Below are 19,672 nucleotides of genomic sequence, written 5' to 3' on the forward strand. Positions count from 1 at the left end.
TCGAATGGCCGACCACCTGTTCGGCAGGCAGGCCGCTGTGATCCTGCATGAAGCGGTTCCACATCAGCACCTTCGCGTCGCGGTCGACCACGAAAATACCGAAGCCGACGCGCTCGACGACGAGATCGCTCAAAGAAGCGGCAGAAACGTTCATAGGCTGGACAACAGCGCGTCGAGCGCGCGATTCATATGGCGGATCGAGTCTTCGGCCATCAGGATGACCAGATGGGCGCGAAAACTCTGGTCTTCGAGCGCGAAATTCACTTCGACCAGCAGCGCGACTTCCCACGCGAGCACGCCTGGCTGGAACACCTCGTCGAGCATCAGCGACTCGCCCAGCATGCCGGGAGCGGAGAACACCGGCGTGCGGCCAAGCTGGTCGAGAATGCACGACACACACGCGCCAGTCAGTGCGTTCGCGACGTCGAAGATCAGTTCCTGCTGGGTCGTCGCCTCGTACGCGGAGCGCGCGTACGGATCGTTGACGAGATCGCACAGCTGCTCGACGCTGCCGCTGCGGCACAGCACCAGCGCCTCACCCTTGATGTCCGAGCGGAAGCCCTGGCGCACCGCGGAGACCGGCTCCTCGATGCCCGTCATCTCGCGCAGCGCATCGGCGGCCTCGCTCACGGCGACCACGCGCACGCGCGGCACCGACAGTTCGATGAACGTATTGAGCAACAGCGCGAGACGCGTCGCGGCCTGACCCATCGCCAGATTGGCGACCTCCTGCAGCGCGTCGCGCTGATCTTCGGTGAGGACTGGCTCAGACATCGGCGGCTACCTAATTTCGCCTTCTTGCTGAAAGCAGTAACGAGCGAGACCTTGAAGTTGAAGCAGCGCTTCAATCGGAGCCACGGTTATCGGGCACATGGCACACCATCAATTCCTAATATACTGGGAAGACAAAGTATAGGGTAAAACGGACATTTCTCCTAGTTTACTAGGAGAAATGATGTGGAGCCTGCTGTCGCTTTTGGTAGAACCCTTCGCCGCTTTCGCAAAACAGCGAAACTCACGCAGGAGCAACTTGCCCTAGAAGCCGGGGTGCGACGGACATACGTGAGCTTGATGGAATTGGGGCAGAATCAACCTACTATTACTACCGTCTTTAAGCTTGCGAAGGCGCTTGGTTGCGCACCTAGCACCCTGGTCAGGGCTGCAGAAGAGGAGTGCTAGATTCGCCGGATGCCCCATGCTGGTTTGGTTGTGCCGCCGGAGACGATGCCGGCGGCACAATGACGGTGTTTACGTCAGATTTGATTCATCCTCTTTCCTATCTGCGGCGAGGGCTGCCGCGACCGCTCGTACGGACACGCCAAGCAATCTCGCCGCCTTGAAGGGACTACCTCGAGTCATTATCAACGCGGTCATGGCAGCTTCTGCGCTGACGGAGTTTGAGAAGCTATAGGCGAGTGTTGCATGTGGCCTTTCCTTCTGGCGGCTAGGGGAATCGGCTTTCCCACCAAATAGCCTGTTCTCCGCGCTTGTCGTTGCAACTCTTATCAGACTCAGCAACTGCACCTTACCGGTCCAACGGACGAACTTGCGCCAATGCGTGAGGCGGTCATCAATTTCATGTCGACTAGTTCCCGTTGTCACCCAGTGTTCGAGGAGAAAGCGAAGGTGTTTCTCCTTGAAGTTCCATGGCGTGGTGAGTGCGAAGCCGGCAGAGCGTAGCACCCGAAAACCTGCCAAGAGGGTAGCCACACGTCTCGCCTGTGTTTCAGCTGACACCGGGTACAACGCGCCCGTTGTCGTACTCAGGGTATGACTAATCTTTTCCTCCATGAGTGCCTGGAAGTCGTGTTTGAATCGGGGCGGTAATTTGCTGTCCGCGATGAGACGCTTATAGTCGTAGACCGTTTCCATTCTGTATTCCTGTGATTTCGGTGCAATCGCTTGCTCGTTGTCCCATGCAAAGGCAGGCGACAAAGTGGCGGCTTATACAAGAAGCCGGGGTGCGCTGTTGGGTCAGGCCGCGCGTGCCTTCGAAAGGAGAATGGAGAGGCGATGAAGCAGCAAACGCTGAGTGACGGCTTGACTTGACGAGAGGGGGCTATGAAAAAACAGGCAATCGTGTGCCCGCAATCTGCGCTGCGGCGATTACTTTTGCAACAGAACCATGATGGAAAACGACGCTTACCGTCGAGTCGACGGAGTATGGCAATAGAAATGCAGCCGCCTAACGATAGGGGATCGTTAGAGATTGGCACGCGAGTGCATGCCGGATCGATGCGTCGGTGACGCGGTACAGATTATATTGCTGAAAATTAATCGCACGCAAGTGGAGGGCACCACGGATGGAGCCACGCGCGGACATGTTGCGAATCAACGCTCAGTAAAAGCACAAGTCCTCGCGATTTCCTCGTGATACGTCACTCCACATCCGCCCCCGGCTCCCCCGGCAACACATAATGCATCTCGTAAAACAGCATGTCGCCCTTCGACGGCAGCTTGAACGCGGGCGTCGACGACGCGAAACCGAGCGCCTCGTAGAAGCCGCGCGCGGACTCCCTGGCGGTGCACCACGCGAGCCGGCCGCCGTGCTCGAAAGCATGCTGGAGGCACTGCTTGATCAGCAGCCTGCCGAGGCCGTATCTTTGCTGGGCTGTGTCAACGGCCACCCCGCGCAGACGCCATTCCGTATCGCTGTGGGAGCGGGGCATCGCTTCGTTGCAGATCGTCGCAACTGCAACGATCCGCTCGCTCCGGTAGATAGCCAGATGCAGTGTGGATGGGTCGTCGTCGCCGCGGAACCGGCTGCCTTCGGTATGTCCGTCGAGCAGCACCGCGCTGCGTAACGGTATGACCTGTTCGGAGGGAACCGAACGAACGGCAAGCAGTGTCTCGTAGGAGGCCATATTCGATGATGTCCACGCGGCCGTTCGCGGGCCGCTGTTTGAAAATGTCGTTGCTGACCGCTTCGCGTGTGTGGCCTGGCAGGACGCCCGCCCACACAGGGTGCAGTTCGTAGCGAGCGAACTTACCGGGTCTTTCTGCATCGCGCAACCGCCTTCGCAACGGCCCCATGGTTGACCATCAACGGGCTATGCAAAAGCGTATCCAGGTAAGAAATGCCACCTATCAAGAGAGGCAGGTGGCATTTCTCACCCTTCACAGGGTACCCTTGCGTCAACTACGACTGCCGGACAACAAGTCAACTGAGATCTCAGATGCTCGGGAATACTCAATCCGATACCCAGATGGCGTACACCCAGATCCGTTCGCGGATCCTGGATGGTCGCCTGGCGCCCGGCGCCGCCGTGTCGCCGCGCAACATTGCCGAGCAGTTGACGCTCGGGCACACGCCGGTGCGCTCCGCGATCCAGCGGCTCGTGGTCGAGGGGCTGGTGGACGTCGTGCCGCGCAAGGGCACCTACGTCGCCGCGCCGACGATCCACGATCTGCGCGAAATCTTCGAAGTCCGGCTCGCACTCGAAAGCACCGCGGCCTACCTCGCCGCCTTGAACGGGCCCACCGACGGCCTGACCACGGTCGTCGAGCAGTTGAAGGAAATCGTCGATACCGATTCGACCGATCTGATGACCGAACAGCGGATAGGGTGGGTATTTCATCAGGAGATGTTTGCCGCATCCCGCAACCAGCGTCTGTTCACGACCTACAAGATGCTCCGGGTGCAGACAGGTCTCGCGCTCAACGAACTGTATCGGGACGATGCCACGACGGTTCGGCGGGGCACGCGCGAGCACCTGCATATCTACGACGCCATTCGCGAGAAGAACCCCGAGGCCGCGCACCGGCATATGTGGAATCACATCGTGGACGGCACCGACGCACGAATCAAAATAATCAGAGGTAGCGATGAATCAGCCACACACGAGTAAGCGGTTTCCCCTCCCTGCGCAGATGCTGGCCGGCCTGGTGCTGGGCATCGTCGCGGGCATTTATGCGCCGACCGCGAGCGCAAAACTCGCGTTCCTCTCGGTGATGTTCGGTCACGCGATCAAGATGGTCGTGATGCCGCTGATCCTGCTGTCGGTCACGACCGGCGTATTCCGGATGGGTTCGCAGGGCGGTCGGCTTGGTCGCACCGCGTTGCTCAGCATCGTCTTCTTCATCGTGATGACCTGCGTCGCCAGTTCGCTCGGGCTCGGTCTGAACATGCTTTTCCGGCCCGGCCTCGGCGCGAGTCTCGAGCACACGGCCACACTGCCCGCGAATCTCGCCGGCAGCATCGACTGGACGAAGTTCGTCGTCGATCTGATTCCGGCGAACATCGTCGATGCGCTCGCTGCCGGCAATTCGTTGCCGGTGCTCGTCTTCGGCGTCTTGCTGGGGGCGGCGCTCGCGGCGGTCAACGAACGGGCCGCGCCGATGGTCGCGGTGCTCGACTCGCTGCTGTCGGCGCTCTTCAAGATGATCGAGTGGATCGTCGCGCTGTCGCCGCTCGCGATCTTCGCGGCGCTGGCATCGCTGCTGGCTTCGAAGGGCGTGGCGGCGATCCTGCCGCTCGTCAAGCTGCTCGGCATCGCGTACCTGGGCATGGCGGTGCTCGCGCTGATTCTCTCGCTGATCATCAAGGCGATGGGCCAGTCACCGCTGCGCGTGGTGAAGCAGGTGAGCGAGCCGTTGATTCTCGCGTTCACGACGCGGTCGTCGGAGATCACGTTCCCGGTGCATCTGAAGCGGCTGACCGAGATGGGCGTTCCGCCCGGCGTGGCATCGACCGTGCTGCCGCTGTCGTACATCTTCAATCGCGACGGCGCCGTCCTGTACACGGCGCTCGCGGTCGGCTACCTCGCCGATGCGTATCACTTGACCTGGAGCTGGCCGCTGCTGCTAACCATCGGCGTGCTGACGATCATCACGATCGACGGTGCGGCGAACGTGCCGTCGGGCGCGATCGTCGCGATCACGGTGATCCTGGCGGCGGTCGGTCTGCCCGCGGAAGCAGTCGTGCTGATCCTCGGCATCGACGCGTTCTTCGACATGGGCCGCACCGCGCTGAACGTGTATGCAAGTACCGTCGCGACCACGGTCGCGATGCGGATCGCGGGCAGCGAAACCGAACCAACGGAGCCAGCAGGGGACGCGCGCGTCGGCGGGATCGGAACGTTGCGCAGCGATACCTGAAGCAGAAACGTAGCCGGAACCTGAGAGCCTGCCTGTCCGGCAGGAGCGGTAGCAGAAGAACAGGAAGTAAAGAGGAAGGAAACTGGCAGTACGAGCGGTTGGCGCCGGTGTTGCGAGCACGGGCGCCAACCTGACCAAGGAAGCGTAACAAGAGAGACACCCATGGCTGACCGTATTCTACGGAAACATCAGCGTGACGCAGTACCCTTCGGCCGCGTCGCGACTGACCCTTCGGCACTGTTTGATTCATCGCGCGTGAGCGTTGCGGCCGGTTGTGCCTGCGACCTTTTCGTCTCGCCTGCTTGCGGACGTCAACCTGTCGAACGGGAGGGGCGGCGCTCATGAAAGTCCGTGCTAGCGGCTTACGCCGCAAAACCTCCGATGCGTCGCTGCTGCGATGCGATCTGCGTACGTTCGGTCGCGATGCGATGGAATCGCGCGTAATCGCGCGGCGCCCGTCGCCGCACGAATCGTTCGATACCGGTGTGGTGACGCCCGTGCGTCTTCCAGTGCGACAGGTCGCCGAACCGGCGGTCAAGTCGCATTTCCTCTGTCGCGATGGCCGTGCGCTGCCGCTTTATGGCTCGATGAAGGACGCCGCGCACGGCCTGTATCTGGGTCTCTTCCACGGTCGCGACAGCGTCGCGGCGTCGATGGACGAGATGGGCGCGCCGGGGCCGGCGATCGGTCCTTTGCTGTACGCGAGAACGGCGTACGCGGCGCATCTGTACCTGCGCTTCGTCGATCCTGCAACGGCGGGGCAGTTCTTCCCCGAGTTTCTCGCCGAGGCGGAGGACGATCCGTTCATGGACGTGCTCGACGAAATCCCGGTCGATCTGACGGGCAGCACGGTGCCGTATGACGGACGCTTCTTCGGCGACTGGACGGTTTTCTATCACGACGCGTCGCGCGACGAACCTCGCGAAGGCGGCACGCGCCGATAGTGCTTCGTTTCGGGTAACGGTCCTGACCGCGCGCCTGGGACTGCGCGCGCGTCGTCTCGCTTGTCACATCCCCCTGCACGCGATAGGCTCGTCACGAGCACGAGCCGTTCGAAAAACTGCGGCTCGACTTCAATCTCCCCCGAACCTGCCGGACTGCTACGATCGGGCTCACACCGGTCGTAGCAGAGCGTACTGGGGCACCGCGGTCGCCGATCCTTCCGCAGCCGCGCATCGCCCCGATATTTTCCGAGGTAGATTCATGTCTCTGAACCAGATGCAGATCGCACCATCGATAACGCCGTGCAAGTGCTGCTTTGGTGTGAGCCGTCTGTGTGGCGTCGTCGATTTTTCCCGCTGTGGGGCCGACCACGCAGCAGGCCGGAAAGTCGATCCCTACGTCGGCGTGCCAATCTATTTCCACCGCTGCGAGTACTGCGGATTCGTCTTTACCCGAGCGCTCGATGCATGGACCTCCGCGGATTTCGCGGCCCACATCTACAACGATGACTACGAGCGGCACGATCCCGATTACAAGGGCGATCGTCCGCACGCCAATGCCACGATGATCGCCGACAGTTTCACGGAGATGGCACAGCACAACATTCTGGATTTTGGTTCGGGCCTTGGGTTGCTGGAGCACGATCTGAAAGCGCGGGGTTTTCCACAGGTGCAATCGTACGATCCGTATGCGGCCCACTCCAATCCCGCGGTATTGTCGGATCGCTACCGGACGATCGTCGCGTTCGAAGTGTTCGAACATCATCCGCAACCGCACGCGCTGATGAAGGATCTGCTGGGCTTTCTCGACGACGACGGCGCGATCCTGTTCAGTACACTGCTCGCAACAGACGCGGTGATGGCCGAAGGTATCGACCGATGGTGGTATTGCGCTCCCCGCAACGGCCATATTTCGTTTTACTCGGCGCGTGCGCTGGTCGCGCTTGCAACACAACACGGACTCACCGCCGGCTCGTTCGACGAAGGCGTTCACTTTTTCTACAGGAAAACGGTCCCCGCGTGGGCGGCACGGTACTCGCATCAGATTCATTCGGCCTGATGCAGAGTCCGGTCGGTGCAGGGTAAAAAGGGGAAGCAGGCGCATGGACGGAAAAATGAACCCGGCAGCAGAAGGGTACGCAGCGCACATCAGCAGCACCGTTCACGAACTTCGCCGTGCGGGTCACGCCGATATGGCGCAGCAACGGGTGAGGTCGTGGGCCGACCGGGTCACCACACCGGTCGACCAGGCGCAGCTCGGTATCGACATGAATTTTCTGGGCCTGTTCGACGACGCTGCCGCGTTGCTTAAGAGCGCGCTTGCCGGTGGACTGGTCGACTACGACGCATACCTCGCAAAGTCCGAACTCACGATCGCGTTGTATGCAACCGGCCGCTATCACGAAGCGCACGGTCTGTTCAGATCGCTGCGCGACAGCGGGGCCAGCGCGTTGTTGCTGCGCCAGTTTTATCCGTCGCAGGTCGAGCTCGCGACTGCAAGGCTTCAGTCGAAATTTCTCGGACTAAGCGATTCCGTTGCAGGGAAAAAGGTACTGGTCTGCATGGAAGGTGGCGTCGGCGATCTCGTGATGTATTCGCGCTATTTCCGTTCGCTCATGAACGATGGCGCGATCGCGGTCCACGTTCAAGTGCCGGAGTCTGCGAAAGGCATCCTGCACCCCGAACCGTGGCTGAAAATAGCCGACGATTTCGAGGCGGCGGTGGACGAATGCGACCAGGTCACGTGGCTCTTCAACCTGTTTGCGCGGTACCAGACGAATCCGTATTTTCCGCAGCCGGACGGTTCGTGGATCGCGGCACCCGACGGACGCACGTTACCGTCCGGTGCCCGTGTGCTGCTGGACGAAGGACGCGACAGGATCAAGGTCGGTCTCGTCTGGCGCAGCAATTCGGGTGTGCGTCACGAACCCTACCGCTCGATCGAACTGCAGAAGCTCACCCCGTTGATGAGTAATCGCGCCTGCCGGTTCTACTCGCTGCAGGTCGGTGGGGTGACGGAGGCCGAGCAGGCGATTTTCGACGAGCACGGTATCGCCGATATCGGTTCGCAAATCGCCACGTTCGCGGAGACGGCGACCGTTCTCGAAGAGCTGGATCTGCTGATATCGATCGACACAGGCACGGCGCATCTTGCAGGCGCACTCGGAAGACCCGTGTATCTGTTGTTGTCGCAGGCCTGCGACAGCCGGTGGTACGATTGCCAGCGGTTCACGCCGTGGTACGCATCGGCGAGACTGTACCGGCAGACCACGCTGGGCGACTGGACCACTCCGCTCGCTGATCTGTCTGCGGACCTGGCGCAGGCGTGTTCATCGGTTCGTCGTGGCTACCATGATTGATAGCCGTCGGGCGCGTCACGCCAGCAAGCCTCAACGATTGTTCGACCGGGCCCGCGGCCGTGCATTTTGCTCGATGGCGTGCGTGCGAAAGTAGCTGTCGGTGAATGCGCTCGACACGAAACCGCGCGTGAGCAACGCGAGCGGCAGCGCTTGCAGTTCGTCCAGCCCGAGTGCGTCGGTCCGGCTCGCCAGCGTATGCGATGCGCTCGTCATGAGCGTGAGCCGTTCGAGAAACAGCGGCTCGATCTCGATCTCCTCCGAACGAACCTCGGTGAATCCGATCGCCAGATCGATCGCGTCCATCTCGCAGCGGTTCGACGCACACATGCGCATCCTTCGCCCACTTCGCATTCCTGTACGCGTTTTCTGGTGCCCCCAGGAACACGCCGACCCGCAGCGCTATCGTCAACCCGTACCTACCGCTCATGACTGCGTCGCACGACCGTGCTCCCGTCATGCGGCCACGCACGTCAACGAATCCTCGTCGGGAGCACAGGCATGAGCGTCACCGCTTTTCAACCGGCTTTGCAAACCATTTCGCCCACGCTGGGTACCGCTTATCCCGGCAATACGGGCGGCAACCAGGACGCGCTGGCGCTTCTCGCCGAACTCATGCCGATCATCGAACAGGCGTTGCGCGCACTGCAGTCGGCGTCGCAGGCACCGGGACAGCCGCCCGCGCCGCCGCAGCAATCGAGCCCGGGTCTACCGCAGTCTGGGGGCAGCGGTGCAGGTACCACCATGCCGCCCACATCGCAGGGCTCGCCCGCTGCAACACCGTCGTCCACGCCTGCCAGCGGCAGCGGTACGACTGGCAGCGGTGCGACCGGTGGCGGCACCAGCCTCGAAAACGCGATGTCGCAGACCCAGCAGATGGACCCGACGCTGTTCGCGAAGACGATGAAGGACGCGAAAAGCGGCGACGGCAACTCGCTGGCCGAAGACGAGTTGCAGGCCTACAAGGAGGGTGCGATCTCAAAGGACCAGGCCATCCAGGAAGTGTCGGGCGCGCAGAAACTCGCGAACGACCACGGCGGCGGCAAGATCAACGGTCACGTGAAGGACGACGCGAAGTCGCTGCTCGGCGGCAGCTACATCAACGGCGGGCAGACGCGCGCGGGCCACGCGATCTCGAAGTTCTTCGAGAGCTTCACGCCGATCGGCGCGATCGTCAAAGGCGTGCAGGGCAAGACGTCGAAGCAGTCCGAGGACATTCTCACCGCCGCGCAGCCCGCGGAGCAGCAGGGCGCGCAGCAGGCGATGGCCGACATGCAGGCGGCCGATCCGACGCTCACGGCGAAATTCCAGCAGGACGCGAAGAAGGGCGACGGCAATTCGATGGTCGACGACCTCGTGCAGCTGAAGAGCGAAGAGCAAAGCGGCCAGGTGCCCAACACGTTCAGCGATCAGGATGCGCAGCTGCTCGGCAGCCAGATCGGCGACGTCGGCAAGGGTAAGGTCAATGGGCAGAAGGACCAGGAGTTCACGCAGGCATTCGGCACCGACACGCTGTTCCGCGGGTCGAGCAAAGCGTCGAAGACCTGGGACAAGATAGAGAACGGCGTCGGCGGCTTCATGCAGCAGATCGTCTCGCCGGTGACGGACACGGTCGGCGGAGTCGTCGATCTCGCGCACGGCGACGTGAAGGGCGCGTTCTCGCAGTTCGGCCAGGCATTCGTCGGCGCCGCGACGGATGCGGCGATGGTCTTCGCGCCCGAAGCCGCACCCGAAATGGAAGTGGGCATGATGGCCGCGCGCGGCGGCATCGAAGCCGGGGAAGCGGCGTCGAGTGGCAGCAGCATGGTCAGCAACCTGATGAAGGGCGCGAAGGTGGTCGACAAGGCTGATAAGGCCTACGACCACGCGAACGACGCAGTGAACTATCTGACCGGCAACAACGACAACAGCAACTCAACGCAGGGCGCCTGATCGATCCGTCGATACGGCAGGCGCCTGCGCGATGTGCTGCGGGCCAGGTGAACGGCCCGCCGTCAGAACAGATGACGGATGCCGATCTGCACGCCCGTTTCGTTCTGTCCGCCATCTGGCGTCAGGAATGAACCGGTCGTGATGCTTGCGCCCGCCATCTTGAACTGCGCGGTGCCGGAGTTGCTCAGCCGCGACACGACCCCGTACAGGCGCGTGCGCTTCGAAAGATCGTAGTTGACGATCGCGCTCATCTGGCGAGCGTTATTGCCGAGCGACGAGCTGTCCTTGATAAACGCATAGCCGGCGCCCACGCTCAGGAACGGGCTCACGCGATAGTCGGCGGACACCGAGTAGGTGCTGTGGTAATTGCCAGCCTTGTTGCCCACCGGTCCCACGGTCGGGTCGTACTTGCCGGCCGGATTGCTCAACGCGTTGCTCGTGGTCGCGGAAATCACGTCGTTCGCGCGGAAGTACGCGAGATACACCCGGCCGCTGCCGTAGTCGACGTTGCCGCCCGCCATGATCTCCTGCACGCGGACCGTGTTCGTCGCATTGGCCGCGTTCAGGTAGGCCAACGCGAGATAAACCGGGCCCTGGTTCGTCTGCACGCCCACCTGGTAGACCGCGTTACCCGCCAGCGTGCCGGCTTTTCCGCCGACCGAATAGTGAGCTTCGATCTGGGTGTTGGCCACTTTCGGCGAGATGTAGCTGATGTCGTTGTCGACCCGCGCCAGCCAGTTCGCGAAGTTGTTGTAGCCGGAGCCGTACGTTGCCGCGCTGAACGCGTCGAGGTTGCCGCTCCACGCGAACATCGGCGTATTCTGCCGGCCGAAACGGAACTCCCCATACGGCGCCGAGATACCGATCCACGCCTGCCGGTCGAAGAAGCGGTAGGCGTTCTGCTGCGTGCCCGTGGTGGGATCGAAACCGCTTTCCAGGTCGAACGTGGTGCGGTATCCGCCGCCCAGGTCTTCCGTTCCGCGCACGCCCCAACGACTCGTCATCTCGCCGTTGCTGCCGAGCACGGCCAGCGACTTGTTGCTGCCGCCCACTTTCGCCGACTGATAGCCGGTGAACACGTCGAGCACGCCATATAGCGTGATCGACGATTGCGCACGGGCGGGTTCTCCGATCGCTGCTGCGGTTGAAAAAACAGTTAGTATGACTACTAGTCTAGTTTTCATGTCGTCCCCAGATCGATATCGCTCAATGGTTCACTGGTTCAGTTCGCGAGCTTGCGCTTGATGATCAATGCCAGCGGCACGGTGAAGCAGAAGTGCGACATGAAACCACCGATGATCACGGCGGGATCGTAGTAATTGGGATGGTTAGTGGAGGCGATCATGATCGCGACGTGCATCACGATCCATGCGAGCATCGCGTAGAACAGCGCGACGAACGTCGCTTCATAGCCGCGCCGGCGGAAGTACGGCCAGATTGCGGCGAACAGGATGCCCCAGCCGATCGCGAAGAAGAAGTGAATCGCGGTGCCGAGAAAATACGCCCAGATGCCGAGCGACTCCTGCACGTCCTTGCCGAATACGAGGCCGGTCGCATTGCGTGGAATGCCAGCCAGCGGCATCAGATGCTGCGCGCCGACCCAGATCAGCGCCTCGTAAATCCAGATGACCGCCGCGCCGGCGAGACCGCCCGCCACACCGGCGCGAATGATCTTCTGCAAACCGGGTTGTTCCGCTGCGCGTTGCGCCGCACCGTGGTCGAGCTCACTGCTCGTGCTGAAATTGCTGCCCATGTCTCCGCTCCTCAAAAGGTCATAAGAATCGTTGTGCTGCCGACTGCATGTGCTTGCTCATTTGTCCACTCACATCTCCGCGACAGGATTCGTGATGTACCGCAACGCGACGCGGTTCATCACGATCGCGATCGCCGCGACGATCGCGGGAATGGCGAGAATCGAAAAGACCGTCGCGAAGCTGAATCCCATCGACAGCAGCGCGCCGCCGACGAGCGAACCGAGAATCCCGCCGAGCCGCCCGAATCCGAGCATCCAGCTGACGCCGGTCGCGCGGGCGCGGGTCGGGTAATAGGTCGGTGCCAGTGCGTTCAAGCCGGTCTGTGCGCCGCTCATGAAGAATCCCGCGCAGCACACGAGCACTGGCAGCAAGCTGGACGTCAGCGAGCCGGTGCCCAGCGCGAAGATGAAGATTCCACCGAACAGGTACGCGGCGCCGATCACGGCGTTGCGGTTCATCCGGTCCATCGCGAAGCCGACCGCGACCGCACCGACCGTGCCGCCGAGCTGGAACAGGCCGGTGATCGCCGCCGCGCGTGCGATCGGCAGGCCCGCTTCCTTGATGAGCGTGGGCAGCCAGCCGGTCAGCAGATAGATGATCAGCAGGCCCATGAAGTAGGTAACCCACAGCATCAGCGTGCCGAACGCGTAACCGTCGGAAAACAGCATCCGTACCGGTGCTTTGGCGACGCTGGCGGGTTCCGATGCAACGAAGCTCACGTCGTTGCCGAACGGATGCCGGCACACGCGTCCGAGTGTTGCCGCGATGCGTTCGGTCGCCATGCGGCGCACGAGCATGAAGCGCGCGGATTCGGGCAGCAGCCACACGAGCACCGGTACGCTCAGCAGCGGCACGATGCCGCCGAACATGAACACGGAGCGCCAGCCGAACGCCGGAATCAGCCAGGCGGCGACGAAGCCGCCGGCACCCGAGCCGAAGTTGAAACCGGTAAACATGATCGTGAGCAGTAGCGACCGGCTGCGCGACGGCACGTATTCGGACAGCAGCGTCGTCGAGTTCGGCATCGCGGCGCCGAGCCCGAGGCCGGTCAGAAAGCGCAGTGCGATCAGTTGCAGCGGGGTGTCGGCGAACACGCAGCACAGGCTGAAGAAACCGAAGCACGCGACCGAGCCGACGAGAATCGCCTTGCGGCCGATGCGATCGGCGGCCGGTCCGGCGACGATCGCGCCGACGGCGAGCCCGATCATCGCGGCGCTCATCACCGGCCCGAAGGCCGCGCGCCCGACGTTCCAGTCGTGCATGACGACGGGCGCGACGAAGCCCATCACCGCGGTGTCGAGTCCGTCCATGGTCACGATCAGGAAGCACAGGGCGAGAACGAGCCACTGGTATCCCGACATTTTGCGTGCGTCGATGAACGCCTTGATGTCCACTGCCGATGCTGGGTTCATGCATGTCTCCGGAAAAAAGCTTCCCCGCCCCGCGCGCTGTCGAACGCGGGGTCGTGTTGTGGTGTTGTCGTGCGAAAGGGAGCAGGGTGTCGCTGCCCCCTTCGTTATGCCGAGTCCGGCACCTGACGCGTCTTCAGAAATGCCTCGAGGGTCTCGCCGCGCATGGACGCATACATGGCGAGGTTGGACACCTTCACGACGCGCGCGAACTTCTCGAGGACGAAGAAGCACACGCCGTAACGGATCAGACCGAGCCAGTCGCAGTCGTTCACCAGCATTCTTTCCTCTGCGGTCAGGCCGGCGGCGTCATAGGCCGCGGCCCGGTCCCGCAGCCACAGATCGCGCGTCTGCGGCAGGCGCATCTGCCAGAAAAAGCGGTTCAGCGACAGCGTCTTGATGCTCTGCCGGATATCGAACGGGTAGGTGCCGGTGAGTGCCGCGACACCGATCAGTTGCGGATTCATAGCGTGGGTTCGCCTTTGTCGAGCGATTCGTAAAGCGTCACCGCCATCGCCGTGCTGGTCGCGAGGTAGTAGTTGCGGTGCAGCTCGCGGATCGTGTTGCCGAGCGCCCCGCGCATCGCGAGCCACATGATGGTCTCGACGCTTTCCGCGCCGCCAAGGCGCACGTAGTCGACGTGCTTCATCGCCGCGAGGCGCTCTGGCTCGTGCACGATCAGATCGAGAAATTCGATGTCCCACTCGGTGTTGTTGAAACCGCTGCGCTCGCCGTGCACCTGATGCGATAGCCCGCCGGTGCCGACCACCACGACCTTCAGATCCTGTGGAAACGATTCGATTGCACGGCGCAGCGACTGCCCGAGCCGGTAGCAGCGCCGTGCGGTGGGCAACGGATACTGCAGTACGTTGACCTCCATTGGCAACAGCGCGAGCGGCCAGCCGCCGTCGTGCGGCAGCATCAGCGACAGCGGCGAGTTGCAGCCGTGATCGAGCGGACGTTCCTGAAAGATCGTCAGATCGAACTCGTCCTCGACCATCTGCTCCGCGATATGGATTGCGAGTTCCGGATGGCCCGCGATGTCCGGCAACGGCCGTTTGCCCGCGCCTTCATCCGCGAATTCGTGACGGGGCGATACGCCCAGCGCGAAGGTCGGGTAGCAGTCGAAGAAGAAACTGTTCGCGTGGTCGTTGTAGAACATCACCATCACGTCGGGCTTGTGTTCCGCGAGCCACTGCGCCACCGGTTCATAGCCGTCGAACAGCGGGGCCCACGCCGGATCGTTCTGCCGCCGGTTGTCGTATGCCGCGCCAATGGTCGGCACATGCGAGGTGCCGATTCCGCCGATGATTCTTGCCATGTCCTTCCGTTCCGTTGTTCGATGCTGCATGTGCTGTCGTGCGAACCTGTTGCGTGAGTTGTACGGGAATCACGTCCGATTCGATACGACCCGGTTGGGTGGTCTCTCGCGCTCGAAGCTGCTATGGGATACCAAAATACAAAGAGTCAGGCTTTTGCGACAGTCCGGGTAAACGTCACGAAAGTGTAAATATTCTATTGAAATCGAGGTAAGTTTCCGAAAATGGCGGTTTTGACGTCTTGGAGAAGCCCGTCTCACAAGCCTATTTGGTATCCCGTATGGTACGAGCCACGTCGTACGACAGTCCGCCAAAGCGAATCCGCGATAAATGAAACAGATGGCCGCAGAATCAACTCGCAATCCTGTGGAGTGTCGGTTGCGCAACAGCCCGTACCGGGCTATGTTCGGGACGAGGAGACTTGGCCCATGAATTCGACGACTCAACATGCGATCGTGCAGACGCTGCGCGAGAAAATCCTGCGCGGCCAGCTCGCACCGGGGCATCGCCTCGTGGAAGCGCAACTGGCGGAGCAGCTCGGCGTGTCGCGCACGCCGCTGCGTTACGCGTTGAGCGTGCTGTCGTCGGAAGGGTTGCTAGAACGGTCCGGCGCGCGGGGATTTCTCGTGCGACGTTTCAGCGTCGGCGACGTGCTCGATGCGATCGACGTGCGCGGCGTGCTCGAAGGGCTCGCCGCACGCAGCGTCGCGGAACGCGGCGCGAGCCCAGCTTTGCGAGCCGCGCTTGAAGAATGCCTGCGCGCGGGCGACCGCCTGTTCGACACCGGCGCGCTGAAGACCGGCGACGATGTCCTCTACGCCGACATCAACGGACGCTTCCACGCACTGATCGCCGATGCGGCACAAAACGCGGCACTGAGCGCCGCGCTGAACCTGAACGACAAGATTCCGTTCGTGTCGCCGGCCACGATCGCATTCGACGAAACTGCGAAGGCGCGGCAGTACACGATGCTCGTGTATGCGCACCGCCAGCATCACGTGATCGTGACGGCGCTTGCGAACGGAGAGGGTGCGCGGGTCGAGGCGCTGATGAAGGAGCACACGCACATCTCGCGGGAAAGCCTCAATCTGTCGCTGCCCAGACTCCAGTTGATCGGTGGTGCCGCATGACGCGGCGAGCGTTCAGTCAATCGCGAGACCGTACCCGATGAGCAGCGGCACGTTGTTGAATCTCGCGGGCCTGCGTGCGGTGCGGCTCGTCGCGGAGACGGGCAGTGTGAGCCGCGCGGCGGCGGCGCTGTTTCGCGCTCAATCGGCGGTGACGCGCGCGGTGCGGGAAATCGAGTCGGCGCTCGGCGAGCCGCTGTTCGATCGCAAGCCTACCGGCATGCTGCCCACATCAGTCTGTCGCGCGGTGCTGACGCGCAGCGACCGCGTGTTCGGCGAACTCGAAGCGCTCGCGCGATGGTGCGCGATACGGCAGGCACCGCGTCGTGCGGTCGCGCAAGGGTCCGTGCCCGCGTATCTGCTCAACACGCGGCGGCTCGAGCAGTTCTCGGCGCTGGCGCGTCATCGGCACATGCCGAGTGCGGCGCGCGCGCTGGGCATCACGCAGCCGGCTGTCAGCAGCGCGATCCGGATTCTCGAGAGCGGTGCGGGGTTGACGCTGTTCGACCGGAATCCGCGCGGGCTGCTACTAACAAGCGACGGTGAGACGTTTCTCGCACACGTGCGCAGCGCACTGAACGAGTTGCGCCACGTGTCGGACGATGTCGCTGCGTCGCGCGGCAGCATTCAGGGTTGCGTGACGGTCGGTGCGCTGCCGCTTGGCCGCACGCTGATCCTGCCGGAGGCGATCGCCCGCGTGACCGCGCGCTATCCGGGCGTCAGAGTCGTGACGGACGAGAGCGCGTATGAAGCGCTGGTCGCGGGGCTGCGAGCCGGCGACATCGATTTCATCCTCGGTGCGCTGCGTGCGAACGACGCGGCGAGCGGCCTCGAGAACGAGAAGCTGATGTCCGAGGATCTGGTGGTGCTGGGGCGGCGCGATCATCCGCTTGCTGCCGTGCATGGCCTGACCGTCAGGGACCTGGCCGCCGCACGCTGGATTTTGCCGCGCAGCCATTCGCCGGCACGGGCGCTGTTCGAATCGATGTTCCGGCGGATGCGCACGAAACCGCCGATGCCGACGGTCGAATCCGCCGACCTCGCGTTGATCCGCGGCCTGCTGTTGCGCACGGACATGATCGCGGCACTATCCGTGCAGCAGCTGCACTACGAGCGCGAATCCGGGCAACTGGTGCTGCTCGATGCGCCGATGCGCGGTACTAACCGCGATATCGGGCTGACGCTGCGAACCGCCGGCAGTCCGTCGCCGGCGGCGCGTGCGCTGATCGACGCTATCCGCGTCGTGGTGGATGAGGTTGCGTGCAATACGAACACGTGCTAACGCGACGTGTCGGGACCTTGAAGCAGATCGAGCACGTCCCGCCACACGAACGGCGATAGCGTTTCGTACTTCACTCCGCGCGCCGCCATCGTATCGACGAAGCGATCCTGAAGCTGCGCGCATGCGTCGCTCATCGAAGGTTCGATACCCACTTCGTGCAGGGTCTCGCTCACCTCGCGCATTTCCGCCGCGCGTCGGCGGCCATGCTCCGCGACACGGCTGATCAGATAGCCGGGTAGATCAGGCGTGGTACGCATCTTGTCGAAGGTCTCCTGCAGCGACGCGAGCACGATCCGCTCCGCGCCATGTGCACGCGCTGCGCTCAAACATTCGACAGTCAACGCCTCGATCCCCTTGATCATCACGCTGCGGCACATCTTCGCGGCTGACGCGACGCCGACCTGCGTTGCGACCGCGCGCGCCTTGAAACCGAGCGCACCCAGCTGATCGGCAAGCGATTCCGCGTGGGTTCCGCCGAGCAGCATCGGTACGGCGAGACCATAGGGCGGTACCGGTGCCATCACGGCCGCTTCGACGTAATGCCCGCCCGCAGCCTCGATGCATTGCTGGCTGTGCCGCTTCGTCGCGGGCGAGACGGAGTTGATGTCGAGGAACGTCTGACCGGCGACGATGCAGCGCGCGACTGCGTTCGCGACATCGACATCGGACGTCGCCGTTACCGCCGACACGATCAGCGGCGCACCGGCGATTGCATCGGCGACCGTTGCCGCAGGGTGCACGCCGGCGCGCATTGCCTTGTCGCGCATCGCGGGCGCGGCGTCCGGCTCGTTGAGCAGCCGGTCGAACATCGTCACGCGCAGGCCACGTGCCGCCAGCGCGGCGCCGAGGATGCCGCCGGCTTCGCCGAAGCCGATGAATGCGACCCGATCGATCGTGCTCATGCCGGGTCCAGCGAATCCACGGAATCCACGTACCGTAGGCCCTTTTCCGCGAGCTTCCCGCGCATCCCGTAGTAATCGAGGCCCAGTTGACCCGAAGCGAGCACGCCGCGTGTCTTCTCTTCCTTCGCAAGGCGGGCGTCTGCCGCGTCGGCCACGGCATCGACGGTTTCGAGCGGGACCACAACGACGCCGTCATCGTCCGCGACGATCACGTCGCCTGGGCGCACCAGTTGCCGCGCGCACACGACCGGCACGTTGACCGAACCGAGCGTCTCCTTCACCGTGCCCTGCGCCGACACGGCCTTCGACCACACCGGAAAATTCATCTGCTGCAATGCGCGGACGTCGCGGCACCCCGCGTCGATGATGAGCCCGCGCACGCCGCGATGCGCGAGCGACGTCGCCAGCAGCTCGCCGAAGTAACCGTCTTCGCACGGCGACGTCGGCGCGACGACGAGTACGTCGCCGGCCTGGCACTGTTCGACTGCGACGTGCAGCATCCAGTTGTCCGATGGCGGCACCAGCACGGTGACGGCGGACCCGGCAATCGACGCGCCGCCGTAGATCGGCCGCATGGTCGACCCGAGCAGACCGAGGCGGCTCTGCGCTTCATGCACTGTCGCGACGCCCGCCTGCTGCAGACGCTCGACGCTCGCGGGATTCGCGCGCACGATCCGCGTGACCACGACGCCGCGGGTCATGACAGATCTCCGACGACCTGCGGCGTGACGCGCTGATACCCTTCCGCGTACTCGATGTTGCGGCTCGCCGTGATGCCGATGTTGCGCTTCGCCTGCACGCCGCGCTGCAGCGCGACCCGCGTGTAGTATTCCCACAGGTGTTCCTGTCCCGCCATGCATTCGATCGCACGGCGCTTGACGTCCCATACTTCGGTGATGTCGAGGAAGGTCGTCGGCACCCATTCGCACTGCTCGGTCTGATGCGGCTCGAATGCATAGACGGGCGGCGCGCCGACCACCTTCTGGCCCGGTAGATGCCCTTCAGCCTGCGCGATGATGCGTGCTTCCTGCGCGACGTGCATCGCGAGCGGATGATCGAAGTTGTAGGGATCCTTCAACGAATGGCTCAATACAAACGCAGGCTGCACCTCGCGATACACATCGACGAGACGCATCAGCGCTTCATCGGTCACGCGCAGCGGGTAATCGCCCAGATCGAAGAACTCGACTTCGGCGCCCAGCACGTCGGCCGCGCGTTCGGCTTCTTCGCGGCGAGCGGTCTTCACTTTCTCTATCGTCATCTCGCCCTTGCGCCAGAGCTTCGCGGATTCGCCACGCTCTCCGAAGGACAGGCATACCACCTTCACGCGGTAGCCGTTTTTCTTATGCAGTGCGATCGCGCCACCCGCACGCCACACGAAATCCGCGCTGTGCGCGCTTACTACCAGCATCGACTGATTGGTGCTCATTCTGCGTCCTGTCCCGATCGAATGGATTAAGTCAGGACTTATTCTAGGTCTCGCACCGTGAAGGAGGAGCCGCAAAACACCGCGAATAACCTTCTGTTTTGTTTATCGATCCGTGCAACGCAG

The 19,672-nt window shown here is 62.9% G+C and carries 22 protein-coding genes; 9 read left to right on the top strand and 13 right to left on the bottom strand.

Translation table 11 applies throughout. The features are described from left to right. Both ACREXZ_RS07210 and ACREXZ_RS07215 read right to left on the bottom strand, forming a co-directional pair. Window positions 1-154 (bottom strand): PAS domain-containing protein (locus ACREXZ_RS07210; protein ID WP_431763675.1); only part of this gene is annotated, 154 nt, incomplete at its 3' end. Then, window positions 151-774 carry a chemotaxis protein CheC gene (locus ACREXZ_RS07215; RefSeq protein ID WP_431763366.1) on the bottom strand — a complete coding sequence of 208 codons (624 nt, stop codon included), beginning with the start codon at window positions 772-774 and terminating at the stop codon, window positions 151-153. The genes ACREXZ_RS07210 and ACREXZ_RS07215, both read right to left, overlap by 4 nt. 183 nt (window positions 775-957) lie before the next feature. Here ACREXZ_RS07215 and ACREXZ_RS07220 point away from each other — a divergent pair, with 183 nt between their 5' ends. Further along, window positions 958-1,179: a helix-turn-helix domain-containing protein gene (locus tag ACREXZ_RS07220; protein WP_431763367.1), complete on the top strand. Its 222-nt coding sequence runs from the start codon at window positions 958-960 to the stop codon at window positions 1,177-1,179. A gap of 69 nt (window positions 1,180-1,248) precedes the next feature. Here ACREXZ_RS07220 and ACREXZ_RS07225 read toward each other — a convergent pair whose 3' ends face one another. Together ACREXZ_RS07225 and ACREXZ_RS07230 are read right to left on the bottom strand one after the other, a co-directional pair. Continuing rightward, on the bottom strand, window positions 1,249-1,872 hold the full coding sequence (locus tag ACREXZ_RS07225) for a hypothetical protein (protein ID WP_431763368.1): 624 nt from the start codon (window positions 1,870-1,872) through the stop codon (window positions 1,249-1,251). A gap of 506 nt (window positions 1,873-2,378) precedes the next feature. Beyond that, on the bottom strand, window positions 2,379-2,864 hold the full coding sequence (locus tag ACREXZ_RS07230; protein WP_431763369.1) for a GNAT family N-acetyltransferase: 486 nt from the start codon (window positions 2,862-2,864) through the stop codon (window positions 2,379-2,381). 312 nt (window positions 2,865-3,176) lie between these two features. Between ACREXZ_RS07230 and ACREXZ_RS07235 the strand changes: the two genes are divergently transcribed. The 5 genes from ACREXZ_RS07235 (at window position 3,177) to ACREXZ_RS07255 (ending at window position 8,398) form a co-directional block, all read left to right on the top strand. Further along, window positions 3,177-3,848 carry a GntR family transcriptional regulator gene (locus tag ACREXZ_RS07235; protein ID WP_431763676.1) on the top strand — a complete coding sequence of 224 codons (672 nt, stop codon included), beginning with the start codon at window positions 3,177-3,179 and terminating at the stop codon, window positions 3,846-3,848. Continuing rightward, window positions 3,826-5,097, top strand: coding sequence for a dicarboxylate/amino acid:cation symporter (locus tag ACREXZ_RS07240; RefSeq protein ID WP_431763370.1), 1,272 nt, complete (start codon window positions 3,826-3,828; stop codon window positions 5,095-5,097). The genes ACREXZ_RS07235 and ACREXZ_RS07240 overlap by 23 nt, the downstream gene beginning before the upstream one ends. A gap of 341 nt (window positions 5,098-5,438) precedes the next feature. Then, entirely contained in the window at window positions 5,439-6,041 is a 603-nt protein-coding gene (locus ACREXZ_RS07245; RefSeq protein ID WP_431763371.1) for a hypothetical protein, read from the top strand. A 259-nt stretch (window positions 6,042-6,300) separates the two neighbouring features. Then, window positions 6,301-7,098: a class I SAM-dependent methyltransferase gene (locus ACREXZ_RS07250; RefSeq protein ID WP_431763372.1), complete on the top strand. Its 798-nt coding sequence runs from the start codon at window positions 6,301-6,303 to the stop codon at window positions 7,096-7,098. Between the two features lie 55 nt (window positions 7,099-7,153). Beyond that, entirely contained in the window at window positions 7,154-8,398 is a 1,245-nt protein-coding gene (locus tag ACREXZ_RS07255) for a glycosyltransferase family 9 protein (RefSeq protein WP_431763373.1), read from the top strand. Window positions 8,399-8,428: 30 nt separating this feature from the next. Here the strand turns inward: ACREXZ_RS07255 and ACREXZ_RS07260 are convergent, their stop codons facing one another. Next, the gene (locus ACREXZ_RS07260) at window positions 8,429-8,725 is read right to left on the bottom strand and encodes a LysR substrate-binding domain-containing protein (protein WP_431763374.1); all 297 of its coding nucleotides are present in this window, start codon (window positions 8,723-8,725) and stop codon (window positions 8,429-8,431) included. A 171-nt stretch (window positions 8,726-8,896) separates the two neighbouring features. Between ACREXZ_RS07260 and ACREXZ_RS07265 the strand changes: the two genes are divergently transcribed. Continuing rightward, window positions 8,897-10,327: a hypothetical protein gene (locus tag ACREXZ_RS07265; protein ID WP_431763375.1), complete on the top strand. Its 1,431-nt coding sequence runs from the start codon at window positions 8,897-8,899 to the stop codon at window positions 10,325-10,327. Between the two features lie 62 nt (window positions 10,328-10,389). Here the strand turns inward: ACREXZ_RS07265 and ACREXZ_RS07270 are convergent, their stop codons facing one another. From ACREXZ_RS07270 to ACREXZ_RS07290, 5 genes are all read right to left on the bottom strand, one after another. Beyond that, window positions 10,390-11,511 carry a porin gene (locus tag ACREXZ_RS07270; protein ID WP_431763376.1) on the bottom strand — a complete coding sequence of 374 codons (1,122 nt, stop codon included), beginning with the start codon at window positions 11,509-11,511 and terminating at the stop codon, window positions 10,390-10,392. 38 nt (window positions 11,512-11,549) lie between these two features. Beyond that, window positions 11,550-12,080: a hypothetical protein gene (locus ACREXZ_RS07275; protein WP_431763377.1), complete on the bottom strand. Its 531-nt coding sequence runs from the start codon at window positions 12,078-12,080 to the stop codon at window positions 11,550-11,552. A 69-nt stretch (window positions 12,081-12,149) separates the two neighbouring features. After that, window positions 12,150-13,493 carry an MFS transporter gene (locus ACREXZ_RS07280; protein ID WP_431763378.1) on the bottom strand — a complete coding sequence of 448 codons (1,344 nt, stop codon included), beginning with the start codon at window positions 13,491-13,493 and terminating at the stop codon, window positions 12,150-12,152. Window positions 13,494-13,597: 104 nt separating this feature from the next. After that, window positions 13,598-13,957, bottom strand: coding sequence for a protocatechuate 3,4-dioxygenase (locus ACREXZ_RS07285; protein ID WP_431763379.1), 360 nt, complete (start codon window positions 13,955-13,957; stop codon window positions 13,598-13,600). After that, entirely contained in the window at window positions 13,954-14,811 is an 858-nt protein-coding gene (locus tag ACREXZ_RS07290) for a gallate dioxygenase (protein WP_431763380.1), read from the bottom strand. The genes ACREXZ_RS07285 and ACREXZ_RS07290 overlap by 4 nt, the downstream gene beginning before the upstream one ends. A gap of 426 nt (window positions 14,812-15,237) precedes the next feature. Here ACREXZ_RS07290 and ACREXZ_RS07295 point away from each other — a divergent pair, with 426 nt between their 5' ends. Both ACREXZ_RS07295 and ACREXZ_RS07300 read left to right on the top strand, forming a co-directional pair. Next, window positions 15,238-15,939 (top strand): GntR family transcriptional regulator, encoded by a 702-nt coding sequence (locus ACREXZ_RS07295; RefSeq protein WP_431763381.1) that lies wholly within the window; start codon window positions 15,238-15,240, stop codon window positions 15,937-15,939. 37 nt (window positions 15,940-15,976) lie between these two features. Then, complete coding sequence (locus ACREXZ_RS07300; RefSeq protein ID WP_431763382.1) at window positions 15,977-17,218, top strand: LysR family transcriptional regulator; 1,242 nt, start codon at window positions 15,977-15,979, stop codon at window positions 17,216-17,218. On the opposite strand, the gene ACREXZ_RS07305 is transcribed toward ACREXZ_RS07300, so the two are convergent. The 3 genes from ACREXZ_RS07305 to ACREXZ_RS07315 are packed head-to-tail and all read right to left on the bottom strand — an operon-like array spanning window position 17,215 to window position 19,549. Next, window positions 17,215-18,120, bottom strand: coding sequence for a DUF1932 domain-containing protein (locus ACREXZ_RS07305; protein ID WP_431763383.1), 906 nt, complete (start codon window positions 18,118-18,120; stop codon window positions 17,215-17,217). The genes ACREXZ_RS07300 and ACREXZ_RS07305 overlap by 4 nt on opposite strands. Next, complete coding sequence (locus ACREXZ_RS07310; protein ID WP_431763384.1) at window positions 18,117-18,821, bottom strand: 4-carboxy-4-hydroxy-2-oxoadipate aldolase/oxaloacetate decarboxylase; 705 nt, start codon at window positions 18,819-18,821, stop codon at window positions 18,117-18,119. Before ACREXZ_RS07310 ends, ACREXZ_RS07305 begins: the two co-directional genes overlap by 4 nt. Beyond that, a complete protein-coding gene (locus ACREXZ_RS07315; protein ID WP_431763385.1) occupies window positions 18,818-19,549 on the bottom strand; it encodes a PIG-L deacetylase family protein in 732 nt (243 codons plus the stop codon). Before ACREXZ_RS07315 ends, ACREXZ_RS07310 begins: the two co-directional genes overlap by 4 nt. Window positions 19,550-19,672: the final 123 nt, after the last annotated feature.

The sequence above is a fragment of the Paraburkholderia sp. genome (assembly GCF_050742655.1).
GTDB lineage: Bacteria > Pseudomonadota > Gammaproteobacteria > Burkholderiales > Burkholderiaceae > Paraburkholderia.